Origin of the sequence: Nostoc sp. (genome assembly GCF_036917155.1) — a bacterium.
Lineage (GTDB): Bacteria > Cyanobacteriota > Cyanobacteriia > Cyanobacteriales > Nostocaceae > Nostoc.
In genome coordinates this window covers 19,243-34,598 of sequence record NZ_JBALDZ010000025.1, presented here as the reverse complement: position 1 = coordinate 34,598, position 15,356 = coordinate 19,243, and the positions used below count along the sequence as shown (strand labels likewise).

Here is a 15,356-nt window from a genome sequence, read left to right as displayed (position 1 = left end):
AAAACTCCACCGTGCGATTATGATTAATTTGGAAAAAAATCAGAATCTAAGGTTTCATCAACAGAAAAAGGATAGTCTTTGGGAAAAATAGACAGAGGAAGACCTGTTTCAATAGATGCTTCTTTTCTAGCGTGTTGGTAACAACTGTCAAAAACTTCCGTGTAATAGTATTTTAAGCTAGGACTATCTACAAATACTTCTTGTAATCTTTGACGATGTTCATAGATTGTATATAACCAGCTATTAGATCGGTTCTGGGGTTGAAATTTGTATTTGAGAAGGTGCATTAAAAGCACTCTAAGATTACTCCTTAAAGCATTTTTCTCACTTCTTCCCATACTTTCAATTTCTTCAATTAAATTTTCTAACTCTAATTCTAAAAACTTTTTGTTTTTTAATAAATCAACAGTGTATTCTAACCACAAGTGATAATCTTGTGCATAGAGACTATTTGTTTTAGGAACAGATTGATTGCTCATAATCTTCTCCTTTATGGATATATAATTTTAACATTGTTAGAGGATTTAGTCGAAGCCTTACTCTCTATCCTCTGTACCTCTACGGGTCGTTAAAAAAGCGTAGACGTTAGCGTAGCCTCTCGTAGAGAAGTCATCGCCATTCACCTGCCATTATGCGATCGCCTTGCAAGTTTCTTGCACTTAGTATATATTTATCAAGTAACTCTAAGTACTCCCGTTTGTCTACTATCCGGGGCGATCGCATCATGTCAATAAGATTGGAATATTCTCAATAATACCAACAATAATCTCATTAATCCTTGCTTATCGACAAAGATTTTAGCGTAGGCGTAGCCCGCTGTAGGCATCGCTTTGAGACTTGAAAAGTAAATAAAACTGGAAATACTGATTTTTTGTTGCTTCTTAGGGTCGGTTGCAATCGAGAGTAATTTAGATGTGTTTACCCTGTGCCTCTGGCCTATTTGTCATGAAATTTAAGGAAGAGGTGGTTACAATTCCCAGTGTACAACTTTGATAACTGTCCACAATACTGTTGCACGTCTCAAGCTCATGGTAATATTATTTTACTGTCAGGGAGATATTATTTTATACATCAAATTGCAACCATGCTGAAACAGCTAGTTAAGTGTGCTGCTTCCAAAGAAGAAAAAATTATTCAACCTATCCAGGAAATCAACGAAAGCACCAATCTGCAAGGCACGGAGCTTTTGAAAATTTGCTTATATAAGGTACTAAAGAGCTAAATAAAGCCTTTTTAGGAATCATGTCAGCCAGCTAAAAAGGCATAATACCCTTTTAGAATGGCAAAAAATTAGATAAGAGCAAATAGAAAAATCTTGACATAATGTCAACTGTTTTTTGTATATCTAAAAATATCAAAAAGCCCGATTTGTGTTGTCAACAATACATGAGTATTGTGTGTTTTATTTAGATATTGATTATTTTTGTATTTAGTTACCTATATATATAAAGTTCTATTTGATTGGTGAAAATTTAAGCTACCTCTACCAAATGAGGCAAATACTTAAATTCAACAAATGATTTAGGACTTCTAAATCAATCTTGATTTAGTAAAAAATCGATTATTGACAAAGTAACTAAGAGTAACAGGAAAAACATGAATATCATTGTTAGTTTGTTTGGAGCGATTGCTCTCCAAGTATCTCTTTTGGCTGTGATGTCTAGCATGGCAATGGCTGATGACAGACCTCTGCTCGTCCGTATTCGGGAGAATCATGCTGTTTCTCAACGGAAAACAACACAGAGAATTTGCTCTTTAGATCCCATTGAAGATTTATTACCTCCACCACAAACTAAGACAAGTAACTCTTTACTTTCTTACCTTGCTGAACAGGGTTTTACACAGAATAAAGAGGGTTCTTGGGTCTGCTATGCGAACGATCCTAAAAAAGAAGGGCGTTACTTTACTCTATTTAAGGTTAAACAAGTTGATAACAGGCTTATAGCAAGCTCTTTCCTCGATGAGGGGAGTCTGATTCAGGGACAGGAAAATCGTAGCTTGGACTTCTTTATGATGCTAATTGAGCATCATACGAATACTACTCAAGAGAACCGTCAAGGTATACGTAGATATTTAGAAGCCTTCGTTTCCTTAGTAAAGCAAGGGAAGATCAAACCCACACGTCGTGGGTTTCTTTTCGACCAACCAAACCGGGCATTGGTCTTGTATCACACACTCTCATCAGGAAATCTCAAAGGCACAGGAATCACGATCAACATTTATTTACCTAAGAGTTGAATTGGGGACTGGGGATTGGGGACTGGGGACTGGGGACTGGGGACTGGGGACTGGGGACTAGGGGAGATAGAACTTGAAGTATTCACATCAAAGACTCATTGATTTGCCAATCCCCAATCCCCAATTAAATCATTGTCGTTTAGTGGAGGTGCATCTTGCCTAAATCAATTGTTCAAAGAATTGCAATGTCGAAAGCGAGTCGGTTTGCAGCGATCGCATTTTCATCTGTTGCAGTAGTACTCACTACATGTCAATCTGCTTTTGCACAGTTAAATGTTGGACGCTATGGTATCCAACAAGGACTGGAGTCCGAGTATCTCCAGTACCAACTCAATAACCAGAATTTGAACCAGATGCGAGTCATTCCTGCATGTGATGTGGGATTTGGTCTGACCTGCAATAAAACAGGATCGGTAATCCAACAATTAGTGGAGTTAAATAACGGAACTAGCTATCAAAACCTCCTGATACGAGCAGCTGGTGGTGAGAAAAACTTTCAGAATTTCGCTAGCTTCTACGGCAATAATCCTAATCTCTCTGCGGTGCCTTACGCCTCATTTTGGAGAGACGCATCTCCCGCAATCATGGATGGATCTCAATACCTTCTTGGACAACCTTTTGGTCGCAATCCAGTAGAAGGACTCGGACTTGTAACTAAGCAGTTCTACTGGGCACCATACTCAGGAGTAGATAACTCGGTCAGCCTCCGTAGTGGGTTACTAGACCTAAAATTGTCATACGGACGACTGCTGTTTGAAGAGGCCTCGAAAATTCCCAACATTAAGGAGCAGATTCAATCTCTAGGTCTATCGCCAGAGATGACAAATTTTTATTTAAATAAAATCTCTACAGGCTTGGAGGCGTTGAGTTCTGGAGATCAGAATCAACTCCAACAGAAGATTTTTGAAGTACTATCCTTTCCATACTCCAAAGAGGGTGGGGAACTCGGACGCCCCAATAACGGGATTCCACAAGAATTTAATCAGCTATTAGGAGAAGATATCGCTGGAGATACTTTGCTGAGTGACAATCCAGTACCGTTGGATGGAGAAACAATTGCTTTCGATGCTTTCCCTGGCCCTGAGGGAGATGTTTTGATACCAGACAATTCTGATTCATTTCCACTCTGGCCAATAATCGGAGTGGGAGGTCTTGGTTTAATTCTGCTTCTACTACTGGGTGGTGATAGTTCTTCGGCTCAATCATCTGTTTCTTTAGGAAATACACCTTCTTTAGGAAATACACCTTTGTCTCTCACCAGCAAAGGCGAATGCGATCTGACTCCTAGTGGTAATGGTTCCGATCACACACAGATTATGGAGATTCCGTGTAATGTTACTCCTAAAACCCCTACGGAAGTGAGGAAGGTTGTGGAGCCATCAATGATGAAAGCGCTTATATTGCTAATTGTTATACTATGTATAGTGCGTTACAAACAGCACTCTTTAAAAATTCGTAATTCGTAATTATGTTACGGGGATTTAGACCCTACCTAATCCCTCTTTTATTACTACGGGACTACAGTGTACACACAAGTCGAATTACCCCCCTTAATCCCCCCTTTCTAAGGCTACAGTGTATACACAAGTCTTGAAATCCCACCTAAAACTCAATACAGTTCAGTTAAGCTTCTCTTCCTTCTCTTCCTTTGCGGTAGCCTGCGGCAAGCCGCTCCGCGTCTACGTTAAAAAAGGATTTTAGCCTTAACTGAACTGTATTGACCTAAAACTCGGTTTTGTTGCCCTAGCCCTAAAATAAGGGGGAGAAAGTAAGCATTACTCCTAGTAAATATTGCAACAAATAACTTTTAACCACAACCCACCGCCAATCTTTGACTAACCAACTCAGCCGCTAAATGTATTGCTGCTTTCATACTCGTAGCATCAGCAATTCCCTTACCCGCAATATCAAACGCTGTTCCGTGATCTGGTGAAGTCCGAACGAAAGGAAGACCAATAGAAGTATTAACCGCTCGATCAAACGCCATCAGCTTCACAGGAATTAAGCCTTGGTCGTGGTAAAGTGCCAAGTAGCCATCAGCAGGATTTTGTACTAAGGAATTCCCGTACCAAGCTTGACCAGGTTTAACCCACATCGTATCTGGCGGTATCGGCCCATCTAACTGCAATTGTGGTCGGTTTTGACGCTCTTGCTCCAACCAGGGAATTAACCAATCCTGTTCTTCATGTCCAAGTTGTCCCTGTTCGCCACTGTGGGGATTTAAACCTGCGATCGCAATTCTCCCTCTATATATACCAAAATCTTTCTCCAAACACTCCACCAGCAAATCTAGTTTTTCTGTCAACAATTGCGGTGTCAACACATCGGCTACTTGACTTAGGGGAATATGTGTGGTAGCTAGTATTGTGCGGAGTGTCCAACCAGTATGGGGCGATCGCGCTACGAATAACATCCCAAAACGGTCAACACCTGACTTTTGCGCCAAAAGTTCCGTTTGCCCTGGGTAATTATAGCCTGCGGCTTTCCAAGCAGATTTAGCGATGGGCCCCGTGACAATAGCATCAAATTTACCAGCGAGTGTTTGAGCGATCGCATATTCCATATAGGCAAAACTGGCCGCTCCACTGGCTGCATTACCTATTCCTGGGATAATTTCACCTTGAATCTTCTCATCCAACTGCACATCGCTGACTGACAAATCATCTGGATTTGCCAAAGGTGCTAAATTCTCAGTTAAATTCAGTTTGCGATAAGTCTCTGCCAGCAAATCCCTGTTACCCACCACTGTAACGTCATATTTTTGACTAATTTCCTGATCTGCTAAAGCTTTCAAAATCACCTCCGGCCCAATCCCCGACGGATCTCCCAGCGTCAGCACCAAACGCGGACGATTTTCTTTGACAGAGTTTATTAAATTACCTTGATTATTTTGATACATAAAATCTCTTCATAATTATTATCATCAAATTTTCCCAAGTTACCCATCTCCCCTTCTTCCAACAGTAGGGATTGCCCCCCAAGCCAGTAGGGATTACCTGCTAAACTAGTTTAAAATTGTTTACACAGGTCTAATCCTAGCAACTGTTGAAAAGCTTCTGGTAGACCTAGTTTACACACCACTTTGCATAAGGAGAATCACACCAATGGGCGGCGAAATTTTGAATGCAGCTCTATTATCTTTCAGTCTAATTTTCGTAGGTTGGGGCTTAGGCGCGTTGTTGCTGAAAATTCAAGGCGGAGAAGAATAATTAATTAGTGCTGAGTGCTGAGTTAGGAGTTAGGAGTTAGGAGTTAGGAGTTAGGAGTTAGGAGTTAGGAGTTAGGAGTTAGGAGTTAGGAGTCATGAGTCATTTTATTCTCCCTACTCCCTTTTTCATCGAAATGAGAAAAAAGCTTGTCCGTTAACCGGACAGCTATTTTTTCATGAGTCTATCTAAATGAATAGATTTTCTGAGAAAATATGTAAACTTTTGTTTGCATAGGTTATTCTGATAACATTCTTTTCATAAAACATTAAAATTTATTACAACCCTCATGACATTATTAATCGTCGGTGCCACTGGCACCTTAGGAAGACAAGTGGCTCGTCGTGCTATCGATGAGGGATATAAAGTACGCTGCCTTGTCCGCAGCAATAAAAAAGCAGCTTTTCTCAAAGAGTGGGGTGCAGAACTCGTACCCGGAAATTTGCGTTACCCCGAAAGCCTAGCGGAAGCATTAAAAGGCGTAACCCAAGTTATTGATGCGTCAACATCTCGCCCTACAGATTCACTGAGTATCAAACAAGTGGACTGGGAAGGCAAAGTAGCATTGATTCAAGCTGCAAAAGCTGCGGGTGTAGAGCGTTTTGTCTTCTTTTCAATTTTAGATGCTGATAAATACCCAGAAGTACCGCTAATGGAAATTAAGCGATGTACAGAAGTCTTTCTAGCTGAGTCAGGCTTAAATTACACTATCTTGCGGCTAGCTGGGTTTATGCAAGGGTTAATCGGTCAGTACGGGATTCCCATTTTAGAAGGACAGCCAGTTTGGGTAACGGGTAATTCTTCACCCATCGCCTATATGGACACTCAGGACATTGCTAAGTTTGCAATCCGAGCATTGAGTGTACCAGAAACGGAAAACCAAACTTTTCCTGTAGTCGGTACTCGTGCATGGAGTGCAGAAGAAATCATCAACCTGTGCGAACGCTTATCTGGAAAAGATGCCAGAGTAACGCGGATGCCAATAAACTTACTGCGTGCTGTGCGGGGTATAATGCGATTTTTCCAGTGGGGATGGAACGTAGCAGATAGGCTAGCATTTACAGAAGTATTAGCTAGTGGTAAACAGTTAAATGCTGCAATGGATGAAGTTTACACAGTGTTTGGTTTAGATTCGCAACAAACCACAACCCTAGAAAGCTATCTACAAGAGTACTTCAGCAGAATCATGAAGAAGCTCAAAGAGGTAGACTACCAAAAAAATAAAAATAAAAAGCAGAAACCTAAAAAAACTCCTTTTAAGCAGTCTTCAAAAGCCAATAGTCAATAGTCATCAAAAATTTGGGTTATTCCCCGTCATCAAGGACGGCTTTACTTTAAAATCTTTCTTACGGTGAAATTAGTTCAACGCAGGAAATTGACTCGTTTCCAAGGCTTACGCTAGTAACCGAGTGCGATAACGCGTATCCACGAAAATTGAGTTGTGGGGTGTGGGGGTGAGTACACCCTCTAGTCAAACATAACCGCGCCCGTAAGTTCCGCAAACAACATAAGTGAACAAGCAATTGTTAGTAGTGTTGGGAGGGGGACAAAGCCCTGTATCTTTAGAGCAGGGAATGGTTACTACAAAACAGACATTAGTCGTAAAACTCTAGACTCTAGATATTTGACTCTAGATTAATGACTACATGACCAAAAATGTGTAAGGATTACAGAATACAAAGCATCGCCTAAACTTGGATATTTGAGTGTGCCGAAAGCAGGCATTATCTACAATGACGTTAAACCGATAGCGGGCCGTGTCGCTATCGAGTTGAAAGACAAGCTAACCGCAGCCGGTTGGAATGTGTGTATCACATCGAGTATTGGTGGAATACTGGGCTACCCTAACCCGGAAAGTCCTGTATGCCACACTCCCATTGACGGTCTAACGCCCCCTGGTTTTGACTCAGATATGAAGTTCGCAGTGGTATTAGGGGGAGACGGCACTGTTTTAGCAGCGTCTCGTCAGGTAGCTCCCTGTGGTATTCCACTACTAACAGTGAATACCGGCCACATGGGATTTTTGACCGAAACTTTCCTAAATCAATTGCCCCAAGCACTAGAACAGGCGATCGCAGGCGAGTATGAAATTGAAGAACGAGCTATGCTCACCGTCAAAGTGTTTCGGGGAGATTCAGTACTATGGGAAGCCCTCTGCTTGAATGAAATGGTGCTGCATCGGGAACCTTTGACCTCTATGTGCCATTTTGAAATTGCCATAGGACGCCATGCGCCAGTAGATATTGCTGCGGATGGTGTGATTGTTTCTACACCTACTGGTTCTACAGCTTATTCATTGAGTGCTGGTGGCCCAGTGGTGACTCCTGGTGTACCTGTTTTACAGCTAGTACCCATTTGTCCCCATTCCCTAGCTTCTAGAGCATTGGTATTTCCAGATAGTGAATCGGTCAATATCTACCCAGTCAATATCCCTCGGCTGGTGATGGTAGTCGATGGCAATGGTGGATGCTACATCCTACCAGAAGATCGGGTATATATGGAGCGATCGCAATATAGTGCCCGATTTATTCGCCTGCAACCGCCTGAGTTTTTCCGAATTTTGCGAGAGAAATTAGGTTGGGGTTTGCCACATATCGCTAAACCAACTTCGGTAGAGTTGCCATAGGGATTGGGCATTGGGCATTGGGTATGGGGCATGGGGCGCGGGGCATTGGGTGATTAAACCTATCCGTAAATTACGTTTTAACCCTCTGATTTATCAGGCTTAGAGTTTAATTCGCGGATATGTCTATTGGCAATTGGTAATTGTTCTTTACCCATGCCCAATGCCCAATGCCCAATGCCCAATGCCCAATGCCCCATGCCCAATCCTCTAGTTAGCGTGTCAAATCAGATTGTTCCATCACGAAAAACTCGTATTTGCACTTTATAACTGATGTAAATATTTTCACTTGAATATCTTTACAATCCCAAATCCAATATCCCAAATTGTTATGACAGTTGCTCAAAGTCCCTGTGTTTTGGTGATTGAAACCGATGAGAGCCTTGCAAATCAGCTTTCTTGCGATTTGCAAGAAGCTGGCTATGAATCAATTGTGGCTCATGATGCAGCCAGTGGTTTACAACACTGTCGCGATCGCCAGCCTGCTTTAATTGTTTTAGATCGGATGCTAGCAGGAGAATCAGGACTCTCATTGTGCAAAAATCTCAGAAGCACTGGTATGCGATCACCTGTATTGATTTTAATGGCAAGGGATACAGTTGACGATCGGGTAGCTTGTCTAGAAGCTGGAGCGGATGATTATATCCTCAAGCCTTATCGCTCAGAAGACTTTTTGAAGTTGATTCGCCTCTACTTAAAACCCGATGTGGATACCACAGAGCAGTTGCGGTTTGGGGATTTAATTTTAGACATAGCAACTCGTCGCGCCATACACAACGGACGACCAATTGACTTGACAATGAAGGAATTTGAACTATTAAAATTCTTAATGGAACATCCCCGTGAAGTGTTAACCCGCGAACAAATTTTAGAGAATGTTTGGGGTTATGACTTTCTGGGTGAGTCGAATGTAATTGAAGTGTACATCCGTTACTTGCGGTTAAAAATCGAAGATGAAGGTCAAAAGCGCCTCATTCAAACAGTGCGCGGTGTCGGGTACGTTTTAAGAGAATCCTAGTATACTGTAGCGGAAGTCTAGCTACCTTGTTGCCTCCCAGCCAAGGGGTTTTTCTGTCTACAACACTGTAAAATTGAAGTCTAAATTACAAAATCGAAAAACTATATGACTCGTCGGCTAAGTTTGCTCTCGATGTTGCTGAGTATTTTTCTAATGGGCTGTTCCGCACCAACAACAGCTAAACCTCCCAGCCCCACCTCTGCTTCTCAAACTTCAGCACCAGCGAGTTTAGGTCAAACACTACCAATTTCTGCGAAAGCCATTGTTCCTAATGGCACAACAATTAAATTAGAGGTAGCACAGACACCAGAACAGCAAGAGATGGGTTTGATGTATCGACCAGCTTTGCCAGATGATCGGGGAATGCTATTTCCGTTCCCTTCAGCACAACCAGTTAGTTTCTGGATGAAGAATACACCTATGCCATTGGATATAGTATTTCTACATAAGGGTGTAGTTAAATATATTCAGGCTGCTACACCTCCTTGTGCAAGTGATCCTTGTCCTAGCTACGGCCCCAGAACACCAGTAGATAAGGTGATTGAACTTCGCTCTGGAAGAGCTGCCGAATTGAAGTTGAAAGTAGGTGATATTATCAAAATTGAGTTTTGAGCCTCCGGTACTTTGCGGGTGTAAAAATTTGGGTAATTACCCGGTTAAGAACCTATACGGTCGAAATATATGTTTTTTCTGTAAAAAATGTCACTTGATGTGGTAAAACAGTCACTTGTAACGCTACTATTTAAAAACTGTGGTAATAATGTAAAATTCTACTGTCTCCAACCTAAAATCGTAGTCTTAAGGTTGGGTTGCAAAAATATTCCCTTGGGCGTAAGTGCAAATAGTCGCCAATAAGAGAGTATAGGCTATGGAATCTTTGTTACTACCTGTGTAATTAAATAAAGCGCAAAAGTAAACAAGATGAAACCAATTGAATTAAGTAAAAATACTGCTTGAGAATCGAGCAGATGATTTGTAAGAAAATTTCTATTTCTTAAACCCTCTATGAAAAGCCTATCTTAAAGGCAGATCAAAAAAACTGTGCTGGGGTGTATGGCCGATGATGGCACAGTGACAGATGAAATACTGGCTACTGTCTACCGAGCAATGGTGAACTGATATATGACAATACATTCTGCACAAGGAGGTGAGATACAAATGTCACCATCAAAATATTCTCGACTGATTCATTTTTTGCAAGAAGATTTGGCAATTTCCACAGCATCACTAGCAGTGGCGCTTCGGCATCGGGAGCAAGACCCAGGCCCTTTGGCAATGATTCTTTGGCAGTATGGGTTGATCACTTTAGACCAATTAGAACAAATTTATGATTGGCTGGAGACAGCATAGGTCATATCCAATTTTGGATTTTGGATTTTGGATTTTGGATTAAAAATTTCTACCAAATACCTGTTAACGGAATCTCAAAGAATACTATTTATACCAATTTGGTATGATACTAAGTTGCCAAAGTTAGTCTTGTTTGGTGTCAAAGACACTGCGCGACTTTCTTCAGAACAAATAATACTATCTAGGGCAACTTGGTGTCATTTAGGAGGATTGAGGCATATCACATCAACTCTACCTTATGCAAAGGTTGATACAGCAGGGAATAGGGAACGGGGAACAGGGAACAGGGAACAGGGAACAGGGTTGACCCAACATTTTCATAGCTTTGTTGGGTTGCTCTTTGCTTCACTCAAGCGTATTAATTTATATACAAATTAAAAGAGCGAGTTAAATTATTAACTCGCTCTTTTGACTATAGCGCTTCTCTGTTGAGTGCAATACAGACCTAACCCCCAGCCCCTTCCCTACTAGCGTTGGGTAGCAAGATTCAAAGCCTCTCTCCTTTTAGGAGAGAGGTCAAACTGTATTGCATCCATTCGAGAACCGCTATAGTTCTTTGCAAATGACCAATGACTATTGTGTAAACACTCTAACTGCTGCTGCTACACCAGAACCAGGGGTGAAGTCTTCGTAGCCAAGTTCTCTTAGGGTAACTTCTAAGGATGCTATACAGCTGAGGATATCGCGATCGCTCACAAAACCCAAGTGACCAATACGGAAAATTTTATTACTCAAGTGGTCTTGACCACCAGCTAAGGCAATATCAAAGCGTTTTTTGATAAATGACCGAATCTTATCCGGTTCAATTCCCTGTGGTGCTACAGCTGTAATCGCCGGACTAGCATAACTATCTGCTGCAAACAAGGGTAAATTTAATCCTTGAATGGCGGCGCGGGTAGCATTTTTCAGCCGTTCATGTCGAGCAAATATTGATTCTAAGCCTTCCTCTTTCATGATTCGCAACGTGGTGTGTAACGCTACAATCAAATTCACAGGGGGAGTAAATGGAGTTGTATTTTTGGCTGTGGCTTTGCGATATTTGCCTAAGTCCAAATAATATTTCGGTAGCTTCGCAGTTTTGTAAGCTTCCCAAGCTTTGGGACTGACTGAAACAAAACCCAACCCTGGCGGAATCATATAACCTTTTTGGGAACCGGAGGCGACGATATCCAAACCCCAAGCATCTACAGGTAGGTTGAACGCACCCAAGCTAGTGACGGCATCAACGATAATTAAAGCTTCACCATGTTCTTTGACGTGGCGGTTGATGGTTTCTAGGTCATTTAACACACCCGTTGAGGTTTCGCTGTGGGTAATGATTACGGCTTTGATTTGCTTTTGGGTATCTGCTTGGAGTTTTTCGGCAAATACTGCGGGGTCTAAGGGTTTTCCCCATTCCACCTTAACTTCTTCTACATTCAAACCGTAGGCTTGACCAACTTCTACCCAGCGTTCACCAAATTTACCATTAGAGCCAACTAAAATGCGATCGCCTGGAGAGAGAAAATTAATTATTCCCGCTTCTACAGCACCCGTACCACTGACATTCAGCGTCAGCACATCATTTTGAGTTTGGTGTAGCCACTTGAGGTTTTCTGTCACCTCTGCCAATATATTGCTAAATTCACTGGTACGGTGTCCAATTGGATGCTTGGCTAATGCCAGTAAGGCAGCTTCTGGCACCGGGGTAGGGCCTGGAATCATCAGCATCAGCTTATCGTTCATGTGTCTATCCTAAAAGTCAAAATTGTGGGAAGTTGGTTAAGTCTGATAGCAAATATTAGATATTCATCTACAAATTACACTCAGTTTCTTACCAGTCTTGTTGTATATTTTCCAAATTCATGTTTGCAATTTATACCAGACTCTAACTCCGATAAAACCTCTGTTCCAGGCAATTTTACCACACACCTAGACGCCAGGTTAAAGTGTCTCCTCGTAGGGGTGCTGCATTGCTTATTGGTGTCAACTTAAGACCTGGCTCATAGAATTCGCGGCTATACTGGCATTGTCCGCCTCCGCAGACTAAAGTCAAATTAAGGGTTTGAAACCCAGGATCGGTAGCTTTTGTTTGTATAGACGTGGTTTCTAACCGCCCGTTTCCCGTTAAGTTGACACAAATGTGCATTGCTTATGCCCCTACTGTATGTTGCATCCAAAAGAGAACTGCTATAGAAGTACGCGAAATCGTTTTGAATATCGCGGAAATCGTCGGTGAAAAAGCTATGTTTTGCTTCCACGAAGGAAGTAACCGCCTACACAGTTGGAGTGCGAATCGTTGGCTAGAAACTAAAATCCATAAGGGTTTGGAGGATTAGCCGCAAGGTACAGAACCTTGATAACTGAATGACCATGTAGGTGAGAGTTACTATCCTAGAACCCTCAAATCCTACCCCGTAGGTGCAACGATGAAAGCATCATCCCCAGGTAGGAATTCAATGTGGGCTACGACGCAACCAGCGGCGAATTTGTGGATTTGTTTGAAGCCGGGATTGTTGACCCTGCCAAAGTGACCCGTTCGGCCGTACAGAATTCAGCGTCAATTGCAGGTATGGTGCTAACCACTGAGGCAATTGTCGTTGACAAGCCGGAACCGAAAGATGCTGCTCCTGCCGGGCCTGGTGGCGGCAGCTTGGGTGGTGACTTCGATTACTAATTGTTAATCCTTGGCGAAAGTTTTTGCGTCTTGCCTAAATCTCAAGAGGCGATCGCCCCAAATATGATGATCGCCTCTTATTCTCGTGACAGTTGACTAAAAGCTTTAATCGTCTAAAATCTGGATTTCATCAAGTTGATTAATCACTACATCTGCACCTCGGACATTATCTGACTTACCTACCCAAGTGATACCAATACAACCTGCGGCTTTAGCATTACGCGCCATTTGCATATCACCAACTGAATCACCCACCATCAATGTAGCGCCTGGTTCGACTCCCAAAGCTTGGCAAGCTTGCAAAAATAGCACTGGATCTGGTTTACTCGGCCCTTCATCTACGCCCATTTCCAACTGGATATAATCACTTAACTGGTGATTGGCTACAAAATTACGTACTTCTTCAGTTGTCGCAGCTGAGAGGATGCCAAGTTTCAAACCCCCTTCTTGTAGATATTTTAACAAGTCTAAGCTACCCACAAACAATGGTGAAGGAGTTTGTCCAATGTATTTTTCCGCTTCATCCAAAGCTTGACGGGCTATTTTTAAGCACTCAAACCATCCTCTTCCAGTTTCGGCAATATATGCCGCAGCCGCAACTTCTGTTTCGCGGCGGCTTGCTACTGATATTAAACCTGCGGGATCTAGAATATTGCCATTGATACCAAATGCCATTAACAAGGGTTCCCCAGTTCCGGGGATTTGAGCATCTATTAACCTTGTTGCTTTTTGTGCGAGCGATCGCAAATACGTTTCTGAATCTTCTAGAGTACCGTTTTTATCAAACAAAATTGCCTGAATATTATCAAAAGTGATATTTCTACATTTAATGGTTGCCACAATATTTCACCCCACTTATTTACTTAGGAGTTAGGAATAATAACTCCTAACTCCTAACTCCTCTTAACTTTTACCGATTCTCCACATAAAAAAAGAGGGTTTTCCCCTCTTTATAAAATGATTTAATACTCTTACTTAAAAATAAGTAAAACTATAAAAAATCTATTACTCTTCAATAGCTGCTGGAATTTCCTCTTCAATTCCCGCAACTACTGAAATTTCTTCTTCAAGTTCTGCTGCTGGTGGAATCTCTTCTTCAAGTTCTGCTGCTGGTGGAATCTCTTCTTCAAGTTCTGCTGCTGGTGGAATCTCTTCGTCTGCTACAACTTCCGCAGGTGCAGCCGGTGCAGCAGTAGCACCTTGTTGCTTGGCTAATAACTGTTCACGATACTTAGCAGCCATTTCTTCTGCCTTATCGTAGACCAAATCCCGGTTCTTAATCATATCACCGGGTTCAGGTTCTAACTGCTTGGTAGATAGGGAAATCCGACCCCTTTCTGCATCCAAGTCAATGATCATAACTTTCACTTCATCATTGACATTGAACACGCTATGAGGTGTATCAATATGTTCGTGAGAAATCTCAGAAATATGTAGTAGACCACTGACGCCGCCAATGTCGATGAAAGCACCGTAGGGTTTGATACCACGAACAGTACCAATTACTACTTCGCCGACTTCTAGGCGATTCATCTTCCGCTCAACCAACGCCCGACGGTGAGATAGAACTAGGCGATTACGTTCTTCATCCACCTCTAGGAATTTCAATGGCAGATCCTCGCCGACCAATTCTTCTTTAGGTTTGCGGGTACTGATGTGGGAACCTGGGATAAAGCCACGTAATCCCTCAATCCTTACCAACGCTCCGCCGCGATTGGTTGCAAATACGCCAGAACGTACAGTAGCATCTTCTGCTTGCAACTGTCGCACGCGTTCCCAAGCCCGCATATATTCAATACGGCGAATGGAAAGGGTTAATTGTCCATCTTCGTTTTCATCGGTAAGGATGAAAAATTCCCGCGTTTCATTTGACTGTAATACTTCTTCCGGGCTATCCACCCGGTTAATAGACATTTCTTGTATGGGTATATATGCTGCGGTTTTAGCACCAATGTCAATCAGAGCGCCGCGCGGCTCTATACTGAAAACTGTTCCTGGGACAACATCGCCAGGGCTAAAATGATAATCGTATTTGTCAAGTAGAGCAGCGAAATCTTCGTGAGTAAATCCAATTTCTGTAGCGGTTAAATTCTGATTGACCATGCTGATTTGTTCCTGGTTCTAGTCTCCGTAAAGGTTGTGCGACAAGCGCGATGTGTTATGCAAGCAGTACTATGGCAGCCTACACAAAACATCCATTCTCATCCTAGCGCAGAAAAGCTAGTATTAACACATATCTACTGCCAAGATTGGAAATTATATCAC

General features: G+C 42.2%; 13 protein-coding genes and 1 pseudogene. 9 read left to right on the top strand and 5 right to left on the bottom strand.

All coding sequences use genetic code 11. The features are described from left to right. Positions 1-23: 23 nt before the first annotated feature. Entirely contained in the window at positions 24-479 is a 456-nt protein-coding gene (locus V7K67_RS03935; protein ID WP_334729194.1) for a DUF29 domain-containing protein, read from the bottom strand. A 1,117-nt stretch (positions 480-1,596) separates the two neighbouring features. On the opposite strand from V7K67_RS03935, the gene V7K67_RS03930 reads away from it, so the two are divergent. Then, positions 1,597-2,238 carry a hypothetical protein gene (locus tag V7K67_RS03930; protein ID WP_335165319.1) on the top strand — a complete coding sequence of 214 codons (642 nt, stop codon included), beginning with the start codon at positions 1,597-1,599 and terminating at the stop codon, positions 2,236-2,238. A 185-nt stretch (positions 2,239-2,423) separates the two neighbouring features. After that, positions 2,424-3,704, top strand: coding sequence for a hypothetical protein (locus tag V7K67_RS03925; protein WP_335165317.1), 1,281 nt, complete (start codon positions 2,424-2,426; stop codon positions 3,702-3,704). A 341-nt stretch (positions 3,705-4,045) separates the two neighbouring features. Here V7K67_RS03925 and pdxA read toward each other — a convergent pair whose 3' ends face one another. Beyond that, positions 4,046-5,137, bottom strand: a complete 1,092-nt coding sequence (gene pdxA, locus V7K67_RS03920) for a 4-hydroxythreonine-4-phosphate dehydrogenase PdxA (protein WP_334729197.1) — start codon at positions 5,135-5,137, stop codon at positions 4,046-4,048. Between the two features lie 205 nt (positions 5,138-5,342). On the opposite strand from pdxA, the gene petM reads away from it, so the two are divergent. From petM to V7K67_RS03890, 6 genes are all read left to right on the top strand, one after another. Then, entirely contained in the window at positions 5,343-5,447 is a 105-nt protein-coding gene (gene petM, locus V7K67_RS03915) for a cytochrome b6-f complex subunit PetM (protein ID WP_179065715.1), read from the top strand. Between the two features lie 286 nt (positions 5,448-5,733). Beyond that, entirely contained in the window at positions 5,734-6,732 is a 999-nt protein-coding gene (locus V7K67_RS03910; RefSeq protein ID WP_335165315.1) for an SDR family oxidoreductase, read from the top strand. Between the two features lie 420 nt (positions 6,733-7,152). After that, on the top strand, positions 7,153-8,070 hold the full coding sequence (locus V7K67_RS03905) for an NAD(+) kinase (protein ID WP_179065713.1): 918 nt from the start codon (positions 7,153-7,155) through the stop codon (positions 8,068-8,070). Positions 8,071-8,398: 328 nt separating this feature from the next. Next, on the top strand, positions 8,399-9,085 hold the full coding sequence (nblR, locus tag V7K67_RS03900; RefSeq protein ID WP_094352563.1) for a response regulator transcription factor NblR: 687 nt from the start codon (positions 8,399-8,401) through the stop codon (positions 9,083-9,085). A 105-nt stretch (positions 9,086-9,190) separates the two neighbouring features. Beyond that, positions 9,191-9,697 (top strand): DUF192 domain-containing protein, encoded by a 507-nt coding sequence (locus V7K67_RS03895; RefSeq protein ID WP_334729199.1) that lies wholly within the window; start codon positions 9,191-9,193, stop codon positions 9,695-9,697. 510 nt (positions 9,698-10,207) lie between these two features. Next, on the top strand, positions 10,208-10,435 hold the full coding sequence (locus tag V7K67_RS03890; protein WP_179065710.1) for a DUF2949 domain-containing protein: 228 nt from the start codon (positions 10,208-10,210) through the stop codon (positions 10,433-10,435). Positions 10,436-11,008: 573 nt separating this feature from the next. Here V7K67_RS03890 and V7K67_RS03885 read toward each other — a convergent pair. After that, the gene (locus V7K67_RS03885; protein ID WP_334729200.1) at positions 11,009-12,160 is read right to left on the bottom strand and encodes a pyridoxal-phosphate-dependent aminotransferase family protein; all 1,152 of its coding nucleotides are present in this window, start codon (positions 12,158-12,160) and stop codon (positions 11,009-11,011) included. A 706-nt stretch (positions 12,161-12,866) separates the two neighbouring features. Here V7K67_RS03885 and V7K67_RS03880 point away from each other — a divergent pair. Continuing rightward, positions 12,867-13,091: pseudogene (locus V7K67_RS03880) on the top strand (TCP-1/cpn60 chaperonin family protein); the annotation flags it as partial. A 105-nt stretch (positions 13,092-13,196) separates the two neighbouring features. Here V7K67_RS03880 and V7K67_RS03875 read toward each other — a convergent pair. Further along, complete coding sequence (locus V7K67_RS03875; protein WP_334707875.1) at positions 13,197-13,931, bottom strand: HAD family hydrolase; 735 nt, start codon at positions 13,929-13,931, stop codon at positions 13,197-13,199. Between the two features lie 165 nt (positions 13,932-14,096). Next, entirely contained in the window at positions 14,097-15,194 is a 1,098-nt protein-coding gene (locus tag V7K67_RS03870) for a 30S ribosomal protein S1 (RefSeq protein ID WP_334707874.1), read from the bottom strand. Positions 15,195-15,356: the final 162 nt, after the last annotated feature.

Excerpts from the sequence above, each read along its gene's own strand:
- V7K67_RS03935 (WP_334729194.1), bottom strand. The coding sequence starts at position 479 with ATGAGCAATCAATCTGTTCCTAAAACAAATAGTCTCTATGCACAAGAT.
- V7K67_RS03930 (WP_335165319.1), top strand. The coding sequence starts at position 1,597 with ATGAATATCATTGTTAGTTTGTTTGGAGCGATTGCTCTCCAAGTATCT.
- V7K67_RS03925 (WP_335165317.1), top strand. The coding sequence starts at position 2,424 with ATGTCGAAAGCGAGTCGGTTTGCAGCGATCGCATTTTCATCTGTTGCA.
- pdxA (WP_334729197.1), bottom strand. The coding sequence starts at position 5,137 with ATGTATCAAAATAATCAAGGTAATTTAATAAACTCTGTCAAAGAAAAT.
- petM (WP_179065715.1), top strand. The coding sequence starts at position 5,343 with ATGGGCGGCGAAATTTTGAATGCAGCTCTATTATCTTTCAGTCTAATT.
- V7K67_RS03910 (WP_335165315.1), top strand. The coding sequence starts at position 5,734 with ATGACATTATTAATCGTCGGTGCCACTGGCACCTTAGGAAGACAAGTG.
- nblR (WP_094352563.1), top strand. The coding sequence starts at position 8,399 with ATGACAGTTGCTCAAAGTCCCTGTGTTTTGGTGATTGAAACCGATGAG.
- V7K67_RS03895 (WP_334729199.1), top strand. The coding sequence starts at position 9,191 with ATGACTCGTCGGCTAAGTTTGCTCTCGATGTTGCTGAGTATTTTTCTA.
- V7K67_RS03890 (WP_179065710.1), top strand. The coding sequence starts at position 10,208 with ATGACAATACATTCTGCACAAGGAGGTGAGATACAAATGTCACCATCA.
- V7K67_RS03885 (WP_334729200.1), bottom strand. The coding sequence starts at position 12,160 with ATGAACGATAAGCTGATGCTGATGATTCCAGGCCCTACCCCGGTGCCA.
- V7K67_RS03870 (WP_334707874.1), bottom strand. The coding sequence starts at position 15,194 with ATGGTCAATCAGAATTTAACCGCTACAGAAATTGGATTTACTCACGAA.